The sequence below is a fragment of the bacterium genome (genome assembly GCA_030647555.1).
Taxonomy (GTDB): domain Bacteria; phylum Patescibacteriota; class Andersenbacteria; order UBA10190; family CAIZMI01; genus CAIZMI01.
Map to the genome: position 1 here is coordinate 1 of JAUSJG010000014.1, position 15383 is coordinate 15383.

The 15383-nt window shown below is 43.7% G+C and carries 13 protein-coding genes and 1 tRNA gene; 9 read left to right on the forward strand and 5 right to left on the reverse strand.

Features of this window, described 5'->3' with window-relative positions; all coding sequences use genetic code 11:
* Positions 1 to 1520, forward strand: a 1520-nt coding sequence (locus Q7S57_04090; protein ID MDO8512428.1) for an IS1634 family transposase, incomplete at its 5' end; no start/stop codon positions are given.
* Positions 1521 to 1956: 436 nt separating this feature from the next.
* On the opposite strand, the gene Q7S57_04095 is transcribed toward Q7S57_04090, so the two are convergent.
* On the reverse strand, positions 1957 to 3171 hold the full coding sequence (locus Q7S57_04095) for a hypothetical protein (protein MDO8512429.1): 1215 nt from the start codon (positions 3169 to 3171) through the stop codon (positions 1957 to 1959).
* Between the two features lie 278 nt (positions 3172 to 3449).
* Between Q7S57_04095 and Q7S57_04100 the strand changes: the two genes are divergently transcribed.
* Positions 3450 to 3752 (forward strand): GIY-YIG nuclease family protein, encoded by a 303-nt coding sequence (locus tag Q7S57_04100; GenBank protein ID MDO8512430.1) that lies wholly within the window; start codon positions 3450 to 3452, stop codon positions 3750 to 3752.
* Positions 3753 to 3960: 208 nt separating this feature from the next.
* Here the strand turns inward: Q7S57_04100 and trxA are convergent, their stop codons facing one another.
* On the reverse strand, positions 3961 to 4290 hold the full coding sequence (trxA, locus tag Q7S57_04105) for a thioredoxin (protein MDO8512431.1): 330 nt from the start codon (positions 4288 to 4290) through the stop codon (positions 3961 to 3963).
* A 252-nt stretch (positions 4291 to 4542) separates the two neighbouring features.
* On the opposite strand from trxA, the gene Q7S57_04110 reads away from it, so the two are divergent.
* Positions 4543 to 5619, forward strand: coding sequence for a hypothetical protein (locus Q7S57_04110; GenBank protein MDO8512432.1), 1077 nt, complete (start codon positions 4543 to 4545; stop codon positions 5617 to 5619).
* Positions 5620 to 5766: 147 nt separating this feature from the next.
* Here the strand turns inward: Q7S57_04110 and Q7S57_04115 are convergent, their stop codons facing one another.
* The gene (locus Q7S57_04115) at positions 5767 to 6519 is read right to left on the reverse strand and encodes a cob(I)yrinic acid a,c-diamide adenosyltransferase (GenBank protein ID MDO8512433.1); all 753 of its coding nucleotides are present in this window, start codon (positions 6517 to 6519) and stop codon (positions 5767 to 5769) included.
* Positions 6520 to 6601: 82 nt separating this feature from the next.
* Here Q7S57_04115 and Q7S57_04120 point away from each other — a divergent pair, with 82 nt between their 5' ends.
* From Q7S57_04120 to Q7S57_04130, 3 genes are all read left to right on the forward strand, one after another.
* Positions 6602 to 7003, forward strand: coding sequence for a hypothetical protein (locus Q7S57_04120; protein ID MDO8512434.1), 402 nt, complete (start codon positions 6602 to 6604; stop codon positions 7001 to 7003).
* Between the two features lie 48 nt (positions 7004 to 7051).
* Positions 7052 to 7576, forward strand: coding sequence for an AAA family ATPase (locus tag Q7S57_04125; protein ID MDO8512435.1), 525 nt, complete (start codon positions 7052 to 7054; stop codon positions 7574 to 7576).
* Positions 7577 to 7710: 134 nt separating this feature from the next.
* Positions 7711 to 8268 (forward strand): hypothetical protein, encoded by a 558-nt coding sequence (locus tag Q7S57_04130; GenBank protein MDO8512436.1) that lies wholly within the window; start codon positions 7711 to 7713, stop codon positions 8266 to 8268.
* Between the two features lie 185 nt (positions 8269 to 8453).
* Here the strand turns inward: Q7S57_04130 and Q7S57_04135 are convergent, their stop codons facing one another.
* A complete protein-coding gene (locus Q7S57_04135) occupies positions 8454 to 8798 on the reverse strand; it encodes a hypothetical protein (protein ID MDO8512437.1) in 345 nt (114 codons plus the stop codon).
* 194 nt (positions 8799 to 8992) lie between these two features.
* Between Q7S57_04135 and Q7S57_04140 the strand changes: the two genes are divergently transcribed.
* Positions 8993 to 9214 carry a hypothetical protein gene (locus Q7S57_04140; GenBank protein MDO8512438.1) on the forward strand — a complete coding sequence of 74 codons (222 nt, stop codon included), beginning with the start codon at positions 8993 to 8995 and terminating at the stop codon, positions 9212 to 9214.
* Positions 9215 to 9344: 130 nt separating this feature from the next.
* On the opposite strand, the gene Q7S57_04145 is transcribed toward Q7S57_04140, so the two are convergent.
* Positions 9345 to 13079 carry a hypothetical protein gene (locus Q7S57_04145; GenBank protein MDO8512439.1) on the reverse strand — a complete coding sequence of 1245 codons (3735 nt, stop codon included), beginning with the start codon at positions 13077 to 13079 and terminating at the stop codon, positions 9345 to 9347.
* Between the two features lie 687 nt (positions 13080 to 13766).
* On the opposite strand from Q7S57_04145, the gene Q7S57_04150 reads away from it, so the two are divergent.
* Both Q7S57_04150 and Q7S57_04155 read left to right on the forward strand, forming a co-directional pair.
* Positions 13767 to 13838 (forward strand) — tRNA-Arg (locus Q7S57_04150).
* Positions 13839 to 14345: 507 nt separating this feature from the next.
* Positions 14346 to 15113, forward strand: a complete 768-nt coding sequence (locus Q7S57_04155) for a hypothetical protein (GenBank protein ID MDO8512440.1) — start codon at positions 14346 to 14348, stop codon at positions 15111 to 15113.
* The last annotated feature ends 270 nt before the right edge of the window (positions 15114 to 15383 follow it).

A 15383-nucleotide genomic window follows, 5' to 3' on the forward strand; every position in this document is an offset into this window, starting at 1 on the left:
ACGGCTCCGTCACGATAACAATCGTGGACAAAAAGGGGGGCATTTATAAGTTTGTTAAAACCCTCGGTACAAGCAGTGACCCCGATGAGATTAATCGATTGGTTCATCAAGGCGGGGACATTATTCATGGTCAAAAATCGAACATAAATCAGCAACGATTGATAGGTGTTAAAACTAATGCCGACTTGGCCATTGAATCTTTTGTCAGCAAGATTGCCAATGACAGTATTCGCACAATCGGTCCGGAATTAATCTTTGGCACGCTATTCGATCGGTTGGGTTTTAATGTTGTACCGAATGAGTTATTCAGACATCTCACCATTGCCCGCCTTGTTTATCCAACAAGTAAATTAAAAACCGTCGATTATCTGTGGCGTTATTGTGGGAAGAAAATAAGTATTGATAGTATTTATCGATTTCTCGATACGCTAAACAAAAAATACAAAGAACAAGTGGAAAAGGTTGCATTTCAGAATACCGAAAAACATCTCGAAAAAATCACTGTTGTCTTTTATGATATGACGACTTTGTATTTTGAAACGGAAGACGAGGATGATCTGCGCAAGATCGGTTTTTCCAAAGACGGCAAATTTCAACAACCACAGATTATGCTGGGGTTACTTGTTGGCGAAGGTGGTTTACCGATTGGCTACGACATTTTTCCAGGCAATAGCTACGAAGGCGCCACGCTCATACCAACACTGCAGAAAATTCAAGCCAAATATGGTTTTGGCAAGCCAATTGTTGTTGCTGATGCAGGATTATTATCAAAAGACAATATCAAGAAATTGGATGAAGAAAAATATCAGTTTATTGTCGGTGGAAGGATAAAAAACGAAAGTGAGCAAATAAAGAAAACCATTCTTGAGAAATCCACTGAGTTAGAAGATGGCGGAGGGTTTTCTATAACCAAGCCTGATGGCACCAGATTAATTGTCACCCATTCGAACAAGCGGGCGCGCAAAGACGCATACAACCGCGAACGCGGTTTAAAGAAGTTACGCAAACAAATTGAGTTCGGCAAACTAACGAAAAAACAGATAAACAACAGGGGTTATAACAAGTTTCTTCTTTTGGAAGGCACAATGAAAATCACCGTTGATGAAAATAAAATAACAAACGATAAGCAATGGGATGGTTTAAAAGGATATATCACCAACACCAAACTCGGTATTAACAAGATAACGGAAAACTATTCCCAGCTTTGGCAAATTGAAAAAGCCTTCCGGATTTCAAAAACGGATTTAAGAGTCCGGCCAATTTACCATTACCGCCAAAGACGCATTGAGGCGCATATTTGTATCGCGTTTGTGGCATACGCTATTTATAAAGAGCTGGAGCGACTGTTACGAAATAAGAAGGTTTCCTTCAGTGCGGAACGAGCAGCTGAACTAACGCACAATATGTACGGATTGAAGTACAAACTTCCGGACACGCACGAGGATCAACAAGTCATTCTGCAAATGGATGAGGAACAGAAGATATTATATGAAATTGTTGGCCGTGGTCGTGGGTACTGAAACGCCGAAGACAGGAAATACTTGAGATTGCCACGCCTTGCCCATCCTCACGGATGGTCAATGGCTCGCAAAGACACGGAATGCGCTGACAATAATACCCACTATTGCGTCTGATCCGTTGTCATTCCTGCCGCAAGCAGGAATCCGTCACAATATACCAGATCTACCTCCCAAAAAATATCTATCATGCCCCTTTTAGCAAACCATCCCTTACTGAAGGGCTTGTCATTACCAACATCTATTTCTGACTTAGGCGACTGACTTAAATAACCTGTTCATATTCTGTTCAATACGCTCTGAATACAGTTACTACGATTGAACAAAATCTTGAGGCGTACTGTAAGTACGGTGAGGGATTTTGTGATTGAGTAGTAATTGTAGTCAGAGATGGAGTGAACATAAGATGAGCAGGTTATTTACGTCAGTCGCCTATGGGTCAAAATGGGTTAATGACCCTGTAAACCGCTTTTACGATGCGCTGTGAATTTAATAAAAATTGTTTAGGCGTCGGAAAGCTTGTTCCGGAAACTTGGTTGATCGGGTGTGTTTTGTGTGGTTCAGATAGTGTCAGCCATCCGCGAGCTACTTGCAATATCAGCAAAAAATTAATTGCGATAAGCATAAACAGAACGCAGTTCCAAAAATATTTAAGATATTTTATTTTTAATTGCATGATTGATGCGATGCCGAGAGCATATATTATTGAGTAATCAAGCATTCTTCGTGATCCGAAATATCCCGACCACCAGTCGTTTATTGAGGTATTAATATAAAGTTCGGCACCCAAGAAAATAATTAGTGGTAAAACAAATCGCGGTTTCTTTTTTGCTAAATAACAAATTCCAATAAGGGAAAGTAAATATATTGGCGTCCAAAGAAACATTCCGTGTCGTAAAGAAAATAAAAAAGGTATAATTTGAGGATTTTGCAAATAGACAAAGTTCGTATTGCTGGGTGGTTTTAATAAATATGCGCCGTATAATATTCGCCACGCGATTAATTGGGGACTTATTGTAATAAACAAACTTATTACAAGAACTGCAAAGTATTTAATAAAATTTTGCTTGTTGTTGCTAAAAAGTTGGAATAAGATAGGCACAACCAAAATTAGAAGTAATATATTTTGCCATCTGACCATGAAACATAGGCCAATTAAACAACCGATTAAAATATACCTAACGTGATCAGGCACTTTGTTTGGTGCAGTGCAGAAATATATAAATGAGGAGACCAGAAAAAATGATAATAAATGAGACCACGCCGCTTCATAAATCGTCATGTAAATGAGAGGGGTTGCGAAAAAAATTGAGAATATCGTGGCAAGCGAAACTGATTCATTGAAATAAAGTCGAAGGAATTTGTATACAACAATTAACCCCAAAAAACCATAAAAGATATTTCCAAAATTAATAAATGTATCGTGTATAACCGTAAAACCACTTAAACTATTATGGTCGGCGTATCTGGAAATGTTTATGTAACCCTCCGCAAGCAGGTACCATGGTGTTTCAAAGATGGCCACCCCAACAGGGAAGGGATTTGGATAATATCCGGTTGATGTTTTTATGTCATAGAAAGACGGGGATGTTTGATGGAATTTATTTTTGAAAAATGATCCCTCGTTTGCGAAATTAAGATCATGGTCTTTCATTAATGATCTAACATAGACGTAGTAATTGAATGAATCAGAACGGAGAGTCCAATTGGGCTGTAAAATATAAATGAGTCCCCCGATAGTAAAAGCCATAATCAAAAATACTAAAAATGGTCTTTTGCGTATTTGTGGGTTGGGCCATATGGTCATAGACGAGATGTTAAAGTAATTTAACATAAAACAAGGTGGAAGTACTGATTCTGTTAGTACGCTATTGTGTCATATTTCCACTTTGTTTCGTCTCTTACTTCTCTGGATGTCTAAGGAAAAGGACGATGAAATTGCAAATGAAAGTGTATAATTTTGATATGTCCTGGTATCTCTACATCGCGCAAGCAAAAAAGACGGGCAATTATTATGTTGGAATTTCCACGGATGTAAAAAAACGGATTGCGGTTCACAATAAGGGTAAGGGAAGTGTGATGGCTAGAACCCAGGGGCCGTTTGAGTTGGTGTATAAATCAAAAAGATTGCCAAATCAGTCGGTGGCACGGAAGTTGGAGATCAAAACTAAGGCACTGACGAAAAAACAAAAGATTAAATTAGTAGAAGGGAGTACGCAATTACCAAAACGTTAGACAAGATGTAATTATCAAGTATCAATGATCAATTTTCAATTAATTATCAATGGCTCAATTATCAATTGCGACGTCGTCTTTTGATAATTTAAAAATTGAACATTAATTGATAATTGGCCATTGAAAATTGATAATTTAAGAAATATTTTTACAAACCCCCGCCTTCAGGGAGTGGTGTGTTATTCTAGTTTAAATTTACAATCAGATTCTATGCTTCAACCAGTCCCTTCAGTTGGTGTTCGCTCAATGCTCCTACGTGTTGGCCGATTACTTGACCGTCTTTGAAAGAAAGAAAGGTTGGAAGGGCCATAATGCCATACTGATTCGCCAGTTCGGGATGTTCTTGCGCGTTCACCGCCACCACTTTGATGTTTTCTTTTTCACGGTCGGCAAAAGCGTCGATTTGCGGACGAACGGTACGGCAAACACCGCACCATGGTGCCCAAAAATCGACGATTGTAGGTGTAGAAGCCTCTAATACTTCCTGTTGAAAATTGTCCTGCGTGACGTCAATAATGGCAGTCGCGATATTCGACATGGTGTTTATATTATAGTTAAATTGTTAATCGGCGGCGCCGTAACTTGTCTAAGTTCTCGCTCCTCCAAAAGAATTATAGCAGAAAAATAAACGATGCAACACCATTAATCAAGGACCGTCTCAGTACGCCTGGGTCGGTCCTTGATTAATCACGGTTGACGTTCGAACAACGGGCGCTTAAAGTGCGGTTGGTGGCTTTCTCGACGTAGAGAGGGGCTTGTACGGTGAAAACTTGAAGAGGAGAATGAAAGCATGAAGAAAAAACCAAAAATTAAAATTGGTTTGCATGATGTCGGAGGAAAGATTAAGACGTTACTGGCCGAAGGAACCGCGGATGGTGCTTTTTGGATTGTCGGTGGGGAAAAAGCTAAAATGAAGAAGGTTGAGACTCCCCACGATATTCCGGCAAAGCAGTTCATGAGGGATTTCGAGGCCGTGCTTCGGGGCGAGCACCTTTGGGAGACTGTAGATGTGCGCGCCTTGAGTTTTTGCGGTCCTATCGTGGCGCAAGATCCGCCGGTTTGTTTAAGGCTCGTGAATCGGCATATTTTGGAACCCATTACGCTCGAAGGTGTCGTGGCGTTGAATGACGGGATGGCCGCGTTTTATGGTTCCGCCGTTGGTGGCGAACTCAAGGGGCACAATGGTGCCGCCGCGTTTTATACGCTTGGTACAGGGCTTGGTGCGGGAACGCGTGAGTGGGTATTTAATCCTACAACTTCCGAGGAAGAGTTGCGTCTTGCCGATAACGAAATGCATTTCCAGATCAATACGGAGTCGTCGGTACGACGACTGTGCAATTGTGGCCTGGACGGTTGTGCCGAGGCGGAAGTTAATGAGAACGCCTTGAAGGATTTGTTGCTTGCGGAAAAATTGGATTTGACCAAGTTGATCAAGTCCGGCAAAACTGATTCCAACATCGGGCGCGACGTTGAGTATCATCGGGATCTGCAGTTAGATTCGCCATACAAAACCCAAATTGAAAGAGTGTTGGCGATCTGGAATGATCGCGTTGGCACGGTGGTGGCCAATGTTCACGGGTCGCGGGTGATGGGTGGCGATTCTGTTCGTATCGCTCCAATGTACGTTTTTGGTGGCGGACTACAGAGTCTCGTTGATGTTAAGCGAGTGAGAAACAAGGTTCTAGGCCTTTCAAAAGGAAAACCGCAAAACGGTGTCCGGTTCACCATCGCACGGGAAGTAGTGTTGGGTAATCGTGCCGGATGTATCGGTGCCGCGGCAGCCGCGATGATGCGATATTACGGCTTGACACTGGAAGAGTTGAGATTTTTGCCCAGCGAACCGATGAAAATTGCAAAGAAGAAGTAGCGCGCACTGGCGCATTTGTGTATTCGAAGCGGGAGTCCACCAGGGGCTCCTTTTTTTATTGTTTTTCGGAAAGAACAATAATCCCCCGGCTTGCCGTCCGTAGTTTTAACGAAGGACGGAGCTCATCAGAGCGGAGGGGGATGTTTTTCAATAATCCAATCCCTTGTAAGCCAAAAATCCCTTATCAAACGGATGTTTTACTTTTTTCATTTCGGTTACGAGATCGGCGGCGTTGAAGATATTCGGGAATTTTTTATGGCCAGTGATAATCAAGTGAACATCATCAGGTTTGGTTTTGATCAGTTGCACTACTTCTTTTTGAGAGACAAACCCAAGGTCAATAGCATCTAGCAATTCATCCAAAACAATCAGTCGTGGCATAACGGGGCGCGGATCAGGTGAAAGTTTTGTTGTGCCCAAAATCAAAACCTGACGGACATTATTTTGTCCCTTGTAACCGATGCGCTCTTTTGCCTTCGCAAATAATTTTTGCGCTTCTTCCTTGTGGATTTCTTTTGGCAGAGTATCGCCCATAATACCCACAAAACCTTTTCCACCAGCTTCGATCACCGCGTAGTCCTTGAGATTTCGGGGAATGGCAACGCGTTCTCCGGACGGCCAAGGGCCTTTAATAAATTGATAGACGTAGCATTGCCAACCGTATCCGGCCGCTCTTAATACTGCACCCAAAGCGGCGGTAGTTTTTCCTTTGCCATCACCATAATAAATAATCGTTTGGCCTTTCGAAGAAGTTTTAAATTGGCGCACGTCTTTGCGAGGCCGAAGCCGCCCATCTGGGCGATCCTCGCCCTGCAGGGCGGGCAATCTCTGTTTTGTTTTGCGGGGGTTGCTTCGTTTTGCCCGCAATGATTTGTTTCGTTTCTTCTTGACAAATTTCATCTTTATATCTTATGTTGATACGTCCCGAAAGGGAAGGTGTGGTTCTTTGTGTCACTGAACATTTTTGAGAAGGATTAGGAAAATGCCGATGAAAGTTGCATCGACGACGAGCGGGCAAGCCACCAAAAAGCGCCAACGCAGGGGGCTTTCACAGAGTGAAGCGTGTCGGTTGAAGTGTGAGCTTGAATTAGCGGAACGCAGAATTGTGTCGCTTGACGGTCAAATTGCGAGTTTGATGCAGTTAAATCAAGAGCTTGACAGAGGAAAAACCGAGGCTGAGGCTCGTGAATGCATTTTGCGAAAGCATGCAATTCAGTTGCGCGACAAGGTGGTTGAACAACAAGAACAGATTCGTGGAATGGAACAATCTTGTCGTCGTGTTGTGTTGCTGTCCAACCTGTCGGCTAATTATGCACTCGAACTCGAAAAACGAATTGACGCACTGGAAGAAAGTGCAAAAAGACAACCGCAGGATTCGCAGTAGCCGACACCGCCCGACGAAAGGGCGGTTTTTTTGATGTATAATTAATTTATGAAACTGATTGTCATTTACGGTTCGCCCGCGGTTGGTAAACTGACCGTCGCGCGCGAACTCTCAAAAATTACAGGCTATCCGGTTTTTCATAATCATCTTACAGTAGATTTTCTAGATTCGTTTTATGAAGGTAAAGGTTTTTGGGCGCTGGCAGAAAAAATAAGATTAGATGTAATTGAGGCTTATGCAAAAAGTGGCAAGGACGGTCTGATATTTACATTTGTCTATTCAAAACCTGGTGACAATGATTTTGTTGATGACCTGAAAGCAGTTGTTGAGAAAAACGGCGGTAATGTTCATTTTGTAAGGCTTTTTTGTGATGAAAAAGTGTTGTTTGAGCGGGTAACAAATGAATCCCGCAAAGAATTCGGAAAGATTAAGAAAGTGGAAGTTCTTAAAGAAGATTTGGCGAAAGATAATATTGTTTCGAAAATTGACGGGGTAAGCAGTCTGGAAATCGACACTGCAAATATTGCTGCAAGTGAGGTTGCAGAGAAAGTGGCTAAGTATTTTTCTTTGTAATCACTAACAAAAAACGGCGTCTGCACCTAATGATGGCAGGGGTTGTCTAGTAACAGAAATACAATTATGTTCAATACATGATATATCTTATCGGTGGTGCCCCAAGGTTGGGTAAAAGTACGGTTAGTAGGAAATTGCTTGAGGAAAAAAAGATATCTTTCATCTCCACAGATGTCCTGCGAGAAATCGCATTAAATCTAATTGATAAAACAAAAAGGAATGAAAGTTTTCCTTTTGGCAATGAAAGTAATGAGGAAATATTTAAATTGCCCACAGCAAATATCGTACACAGACAATGGCAGGAAGCATTGTCTTTAAAATCAATTATAAATATTTTTATTAGGTATGAAATTGATAACGATAAGGATTTTGTTATTGAAGGTGTTCATATTATTCCCGAGATAATAGCGGAATTTATGGGAGACGATTTAATTGGTGAAAAAATTAGAGCCGTTACTTTAATTGATAAAAACGAACAACAAGTTTTGGGTGGACTAAAAAGCAATATGAGTCCGGGGTGGTTATTCGATGCCGATCACATCACGTTGACGAAGGTGGCAAAGTTTGTTGCAGAATTTAGCGTCAAGGTTGAGCAAGAGGCATACAAATATAAAACTCCAGTATTTGAGCGAACGGTCAACTTTAAAAAGGATATTTCCATGGTTTTAGACTTACTACTCAGGCCGAAATAGCAAAGAGAAAATTAAGCAAAAAATTAGCATTCAGTACAAAGGCATCGTGCATATTTTCACGGCGATGTTTGACGCGTTGTTTGCATTGGGAAAACCAGTCGAGAGTCCTTGGAAGTAAATCGTAAGGTGTCAGGTACTTTTTCAATGTTTTGAAAAAGTACCTGACACCCTCGGCTACTTCGGCACTACTTCGCATCACGCGCCAAGAGTGCCATATTCAGGAAATATCTCTTTAATCCTTGGGATGACGTGGAATTTTGTTCTTTATCCAACAACTCTCGACGCACTTCATCACGCATGCGGGCGATTTCTCTTTTTCGTTCCATTGTGAGTCGTGGATCATTGAGAGTTAAATCGATCAATTCCAGTGTGCGATTAAAAGCACTGGTGAACATTTTTTCTTCCCCTTTTTCTTTCCACCGCAAAGCCCGTTCGTAGTCACTCCCGATATTGCCTAACTGTTCCGCGATGGTCATTGTAAACCAACGTCCGGCGGCCAATTCTGCGTGTTGAAACAATGGGGTTGTCATTGAGTTATTAGTTTGTCGATAATAATAATTTCAGGCATAGGTTCAATTAATATAGGTAATAATTGGCGTAGGTGCAATGTGCCCATTTTTTCAAGTGGTGAAACATTCAGTGGCTTGATTTATTTTACGAATATATTAAAGTATTGATATTGGTACTTTTACGTTCTTTCCAATCTTATTCAAGGACGAGAGAAATGAAATCCAAAATAAAAGCCTCAAGCCGTCGTATTATTGATCCCACACCACTTGAGATAGAAAGGGCAAGAGACATAATAAGTGCATCTTGGTCGAAAAAAGAGCGATGGAGGAGGGCTGGGAAGAAGCCTGTTTTCACTGTTCCGTTTGTCCGCGGAGTCAAGGAAAGAGACAGCCCTGGCAACATAGATAACGACGGACCGTCCGGAGAAAGTGAATAAGAGAATTGAAGCAAAGCACCATCGCGGTGCTTTTTTATTATGTTTTCTAAATAAAAACGCCGAGCGGATGCTCGGCGTTTTTTCTATTACTACGGATTCCTGCTCGTGGCAGGAATGACACGGTTACTGTTCAAGAGCACCCCGTCGTTTCTCCGCAGTCCATACATTTCTTACAAGTTCCGTTTTGGACCATTCTCATTGATGCACAATTGGAACATTTGTCACCGGTGAATCCAAACGATGCGACATTTGTTTCCTTTTTGGTTGGTTGGGTTTCCGGAAACTTCATTTCCGTAATTTCGTTTTTGGGATTTGGAGTTTGGGATTTGGGATTTCCAGCTTCAACTTCCCGCGCTTCGGGAAGGGGAAGCTGTCCCGTCTGTTTCCAATTTCCGTCCGGAAAGGTTTTATTCAACCATTGGGCTAAGAAATCTACCACAGAAGACGCGGTTGGAATATCGGAAGCGCCGGTGAAACCATCCGGTGCAAAACGCATGTGGCGTAATTGGCGGATAACGTTTGGTAATGGCACGCCGTATTGCAGAGCGATGCTTAAAATCTTGGCAAACGCGTCGGCCATTCCGGAAGCGAATGTTCCTTCTTGGCTCATCGTGATAAACACTTCACCCGGTTTGCCGTCCGGATACATCCCAACGGTCACGTAGAACTCTTGGCCGGCCAGGTTTACTTTGCGCGTAATTGCCTGTCTCTCATTAGGTAATTTCACGCGGTGTGGCCGTTCCACTACTTTCTCGACAATTTTTTCGATGATGCGTTCGCAAGGCTCGCCTTTTTCATCTTTCTTTTCTTTTTCTTTCGACTTGGTGGAAAGCGGTTGGGAAAGCTTGGAACCGTCGCGATAGAGGGCGTTACACTTTAGGCCTAGTTTCCAGCCGATCATGTAGGCATTTTCAATGTCTTCAACGGTGGCTTCGTTTGGCATGTTGACCGTCTTGGAAATAGAGCCGGAAACGAATGGTTGCACGGACGCTAACATATGGATGTGACCGTCGGCGGCGATATAGCGCGTGCCTTTTGGTCCGCACTTATTGGCGCAATCAAACACTTCGTAGTGTTCCGGTTTTAGATGTGGTGCGCCTTCAATGGTCATGCGACCACAAATTTCTTCGTTGGCGACACGCACTTGTTCTTCGGAGAAACCCAATTCGTGTAGCACGTCCAACATCGGATTGTCTTTGGCTTTTTCCGTCAGGTCTAGTTTTTCCAACAAGGACTCGCCAAGGGCGCCTGTAGAAAAGGCCATATCTAATGTGAAGACGCTAGGAAGAAGTTTTTCGAGACGTTGAATGTCTTCGTCGCTGAAACCTTTTTCCAAGAGGGCTTCGTGATTGATGTGTGGGGCACGGGTAAAAGAAAGTGTGCCGGTGACATAACGGACAATTTCTTGGACCTGTTCGGTTGTGTAACCCAACGAGCGAAGCGCGCCCGGTACTGATTGGTTAACAATCTTGAAGTATCCGCCACCGGCCAACTTCTTGAATTTTACCAACGCGAAGTCCGGTTCGATACCGGTGGTGTCGCAATCCATCAACAAGCCAATTGTTCCGGTAGGTGCGAGAACGGACACCTGCGCGTTGCGATAACCGTATTTTTCACCCAACTCCACGGCTTTATCCCAAGAACTGCGGGCGGCTGTCAATAAATCTTGCGGGCAAATATTCGGATCAATGGCGACCGGTTTTACGGTGAGATTTTCGTAGTTTTCTTCCGCCTCGGCATAAGCCGCGCGACGGTGATTGCGCATGACACGCAACATTGGTTCGCGGTTCTTTTGGAATTCGGCAAACGGTCCAAAGATTTCCGCCATCATGGCGGATGTGGCGTAGGCTTCACCGGTTAATGTGGCGGTTAAGGCGCCGGCGATCGCGCGGGCTTTTGCGGAGTTATACGGAATACCCCAGAGCATGAGGAGTGTTCCCATGTTCGCGTAACCCAAACCCAAAGTTCGGAAACGATAGGTATTGGAAGCGATTGAATCGGACGGGAATTGCGACATCAAAACGGAAATTTCCAAAACCATGGTCCAGAGACGGATAGCGTGGAGGTAGGAATCGACATCAAATTGTCTCGTTTCTTCGTTGACAAATTTCGCCAAGTTGATGGAGGCGAGATTGCAGGCCGTGTCGTCTAGGAAAACGTACTCGCTGTTGTGAATAAAAATACCGGAAAAATTATCCGCTTTTTGAGAAAACGGAACGCGACTGGTGATAATGCCAAAATTGTGATGACCATCGACCGTGCCGTCGTAAACGTCTTCGCGTCCTTCCGCTTGCACGGAAACAAAATGCTGTGTTATTTGCGAATCGGGGTCGTTGTTGGATGTTGAATGGAAAGGCATTAAGGAGTCGCCTGTTTGGAGATCTTTTACTTGGCGATATGCCCCGTCTTTTAACATTATTAGATGATCGTCCGTCGCGCGGAAGGAAGAACCGTCATCCAGCATGACGCGGAAAATTTCCGCTTTTTCGCGTTTAATACCAATGTTGTGCATTTTGCCGACCATAACCTGTTTTTTTGCAAGATCCCAAGTGTAAACAGGAGTTTCTTTTCCTGCTAAATCTTTAATTGGTACGGCGTTTTTTCCGTCCGCGACGGCGATTAACGTATCCCCTGTGATACAACATGGATTTGTAGCATTAATGCGACCGGACACCGGACAAGTGTGCCATTCTTGAATCGTGGTGTCGTATTGTAAACCCGGATCGGCGGATTGCCAGGCGGCTTGAGAAATATCTTGCCAGAGTTTGCGGGCTTTTAATGTTTTTACGATTCCACGGCCGGGGATACGGCTAATTAAACTCCATTCGCCATCTTTTTCCACGGCTTCCAAGAAGTCGTTGGAAACGCGGACGGTGTTGTTGGAGTTTTGACCGGAAACGGTTTGGTAGGCTTCGCCGTTATAATCGGACGGATAGCCGGCCGCAACCAGTGCCGCCACTTTTTTTTCTTCGTTGGCTTTCCACCAAACAAACTGCTCAATATCCGGATGATCGACGTTTAGAATCACCATTTTCGCGGCTCTTCGGGTGGTTCCGCCGGACTTGATGGCACCCGCGGCGCGATCAAAAATTCGTAACCACGACATCAAGCCGGAAGAATTGCCACCGCCGGAAAGTTTGGCGCCTTCTTCTCTGATCGTTGAAAAATTTGTCCCGGTGCCGGAACCGTATTTGAATACGCGGGCTTCGCGCATTACGAGATCCATGATACCGCCTTCTTCGAGCAAGCTATCTTTTACCGATTGAATAAAACAAGCAGAGGTTTGGGGGCGGGAATAGGCGTCGTCGGATTCTTTCAATACGCCATCATCAGGATCGACATAGAAGTGGCCTTGCCCCGGACCTTTGATGCCGTAGGAAAGGGCGAGACCGGTGTTGAACCATTGTGGCGAGTTTGGTGCCGTCATTTGGTGAATCAAGGTGTATTGCAGTTCTTCTTCGAAAGCTTTGGCGTCTTCAGGTGTCGCAAAAAAACCGTATTTTTCGCCCCAAAATCGCCAGCAATTTGTGAGACGTTTGATGACTTGCTTGGCGGAACTTTCACTACCTAAGACTTGTTTCCCATCGGCGCCAATAATCGGTTTCCCTTGTTCATCCACTTGTGGCACACCGGCACGGCGGAAATACTTGCTGACCATAATATCAGTGGCCACTTGGCTCCAGCCTGTCGGCACTTCGGCATCTTCTTTTTCAAAAATGGAACGGCCGGATTCGTCGCGGATGCGGGAGGTGCGTTTGTCCCACTGAACCGTATTAAACGGGTTTTCACCGAGTTTGGTAAAGCGGCGGTGAATTTTTACACCATTTTTTTTTGGATGAGTTGCCGGAATGATATTTGTATCCATTGTTGTATTTTGCGGGTTAGAAGAATTAGACATGGGGATAGCCTTTTGTCTTAATAAATGAATGTTTATATCGGTTGTTTTTGATTTTTTTTGATTCGTGCGCTTTAGGGATTTTCCTTTGGCAGGAGAATCCCTAATGTATTTTTTGCGGTCGCTTGTACAGCGGTGTTTTGGTTTCGACCGCCGGCTGATTTTTAAAACTTTTTTCCACACCTCCAACTTCTTAATTGCATTGTACTACCAATAAAAATTTTTGGAAAAAGAGGGTTATCAGGGACCGTCCCAGTACGCCTGGGTCGGTCACTGATAACGGGGCAATGCGGTATTTTGTATCGATATATCGATACAAAATACCGTCTAATAATAAAATTACTGTTACGATATATTGTGACAGCGTGGAAATTGAAATATGGTCTGGCATGAAAATCCGTTTCAGATAGAATAAACCCCGAGCCCCTGTAGTTTCCCACTCCGCTTAATCTCTTGATTAAGCTCCGCGGGACAAGCAATGGTTGATAAATACCACTGCTCGCCCCTCGAAGCTCTGTTAAGAAACAGAGCATCGTTAAGCCCTTGTAGCTTCCACCTTCGCTCTGAAATCGTTCAGAGCTTCGGTGGACAAGTAATCGGTCTATAAACTAGATGCTTGCCCACCGTAGCTTTGATAAAATATCAAAGCGAAGGCGGGCCCCTGTAGTTCAACGGATAGAACGAGCGCGTCCTAAGCGTTAAATGAAGGTTCAATTCCTCCCGGGGGCACTCATTGATTAGTTTTGCGAAGCAAAACAATCCAAATGTACATAAAATAGCTTCACGTCCTGTGAAGCTATTTTACACAAGAATCAATGAACTCCGAGATCTTTGCGTTCGGAAGCGCAAAGTCTCGGAGCTACCTTTAGTGACGAGCCAACTGCTTGGCTCGTGCGGAGGCGCGGCGGGGCCCCGAGAACATCCAGTGGATGTTCGAGAGGGTGCCAGCGCCGGCACCGCGTGCCGTGGTTGCATCAGCAACTCGAACGGTGAGCGATGTCCAGCAGGACCGCGAACTGGGAGCGGCGGTTGCTGAAGTCCTGCCAGTGGCAGGACGAAAGGTGCCAGCTCGAAACATGCAATATCAATTGTGTGTTTTGAGGCCGATTCCTCCCGAGGGCACTACTCCAGAAACAAGAAACTGGACGAAGGTCGGTCTATTTTTTGAAATTTCAGAAATTATGTGGCACTCTTGTGTTATTAGTTAAATTTTAGAAAAAAATTTACGAATTATATATGAACATCAAAAAAGGTTTTGTAAATTTAATTTTTGTGGTGGTAGTCGTCACAATCGTAGGTGTGGTTGGGTATTTCGGTTTTGTAAAAAGGTCGGAACCAGTTATTCGGCAAATCCCAACACCTATCTCTGCAAAATCATCTTCGGAACAAAAATCGGAACCAATTACTCGACAACCCACGTCAATCAACCCACAAACCACTGCTCCAACAACGACTCCAAAAAATGAAACTGCGAACTGGGAAGTCTATCGAAACGAAAAGTATGGTATTGAGTTTAAACATCCCGCTGGATGGTATATCTCTGATGGATCAAACGGGGGAAGTGGAATAGTCGTTTATGAGCGACGAGCAGGGTCAGGCTTGTCGGTGGTTAATCGGTTTATGCAAATAATTGGCCATGAAAATGAGACGACGGATGTTAAAACTTACGCATATAATAATACGCCCAACTTCCCAATGGCCACTAACACAACGGGTGGGCTGCTTAATAAAGAACAAGGTTATGTAATTGTATCTCAAACACAGTCTTACCAAACTTACATCAAGACTATTTACCAATCTGGACCGATGGAGTCGCCCATGTATATGGAAAGTTTGTTTGTAAGAACATATGTTCCTCATAAATCAGCAATTTTTGAAGTAATTGCTAGCATGGATGGTGAAAAAAACACCGTTGGACAAATGAAAAAAATTAATCCAAAAGAAGAAACCAATTACCTTGGTACTTACAAATTAATTCTTTCGACCTTTAGGTTCCTGGATTGAATGTCGTCGAAAAAAACTTGAAATTGTAGGGGGGGGGTACGACTTCGCTGTCAATCAGAATTTCTATGGGGAGGATTCCTTGCCGCCACGGGTGACGAAATGCATCCGGACTAATTCAAAAATACTGCACTTATTGATTAGTTTTGCGAAGCAAAACCTCTAATCGTACATAAAATAGCTCCACGTCCTGTGGAGCTATTTTACACAAGAATCAATGAACTCCGAGACTCTAGGCGCTCGAAAGCGCCGAGTCTCGGAGCTACCTTTAGC

What these genes read in the sequence shown, in the direction of transcription:
- Q7S57_04095 (MDO8512429.1), bottom strand. Translation starts at nt 3,171, where the DNA reads ATGAAAGACCATGATCTTAATTTCGCAAACGAGGGATCATTTTTCAAA.
- Q7S57_04100 (MDO8512430.1), top strand. Translation starts at nt 3,450, where the DNA reads ATGAAATTGCAAATGAAAGTGTATAATTTTGATATGTCCTGGTATCTC.
- trxA (MDO8512431.1), bottom strand. Translation starts at nt 4,290, where the DNA reads ATGTCGAATATCGCGACTGCCATTATTGACGTCACGCAGGACAATTTT.
- Q7S57_04110 (MDO8512432.1), top strand. Translation starts at nt 4,543, where the DNA reads ATGAAGAAAAAACCAAAAATTAAAATTGGTTTGCATGATGTCGGAGGA.
- Q7S57_04115 (MDO8512433.1), bottom strand. Translation starts at nt 6,519, where the DNA reads ATGAAATTTGTCAAGAAGAAACGAAACAAATCATTGCGGGCAAAACGA.
- Q7S57_04120 (MDO8512434.1), top strand. Translation starts at nt 6,602, where the DNA reads ATGCCGATGAAAGTTGCATCGACGACGAGCGGGCAAGCCACCAAAAAG.
- Q7S57_04125 (MDO8512435.1), top strand. Translation starts at nt 7,052, where the DNA reads ATGAAACTGATTGTCATTTACGGTTCGCCCGCGGTTGGTAAACTGACC.
- Q7S57_04135 (MDO8512437.1), bottom strand. Translation starts at nt 8,798, where the DNA reads ATGACAACCCCATTGTTTCAACACGCAGAATTGGCCGCCGGACGTTGG.
- Q7S57_04140 (MDO8512438.1), top strand. Translation starts at nt 8,993, where the DNA reads ATGAAATCCAAAATAAAAGCCTCAAGCCGTCGTATTATTGATCCCACA.
- Q7S57_04145 (MDO8512439.1), bottom strand. Translation starts at nt 13,079, where the DNA reads ATGGATACAAATATCATTCCGGCAACTCATCCAAAAAAAAATGGTGTA.
- Q7S57_04155 (MDO8512440.1), top strand. Translation starts at nt 14,346, where the DNA reads ATGAACATCAAAAAAGGTTTTGTAAATTTAATTTTTGTGGTGGTAGTC.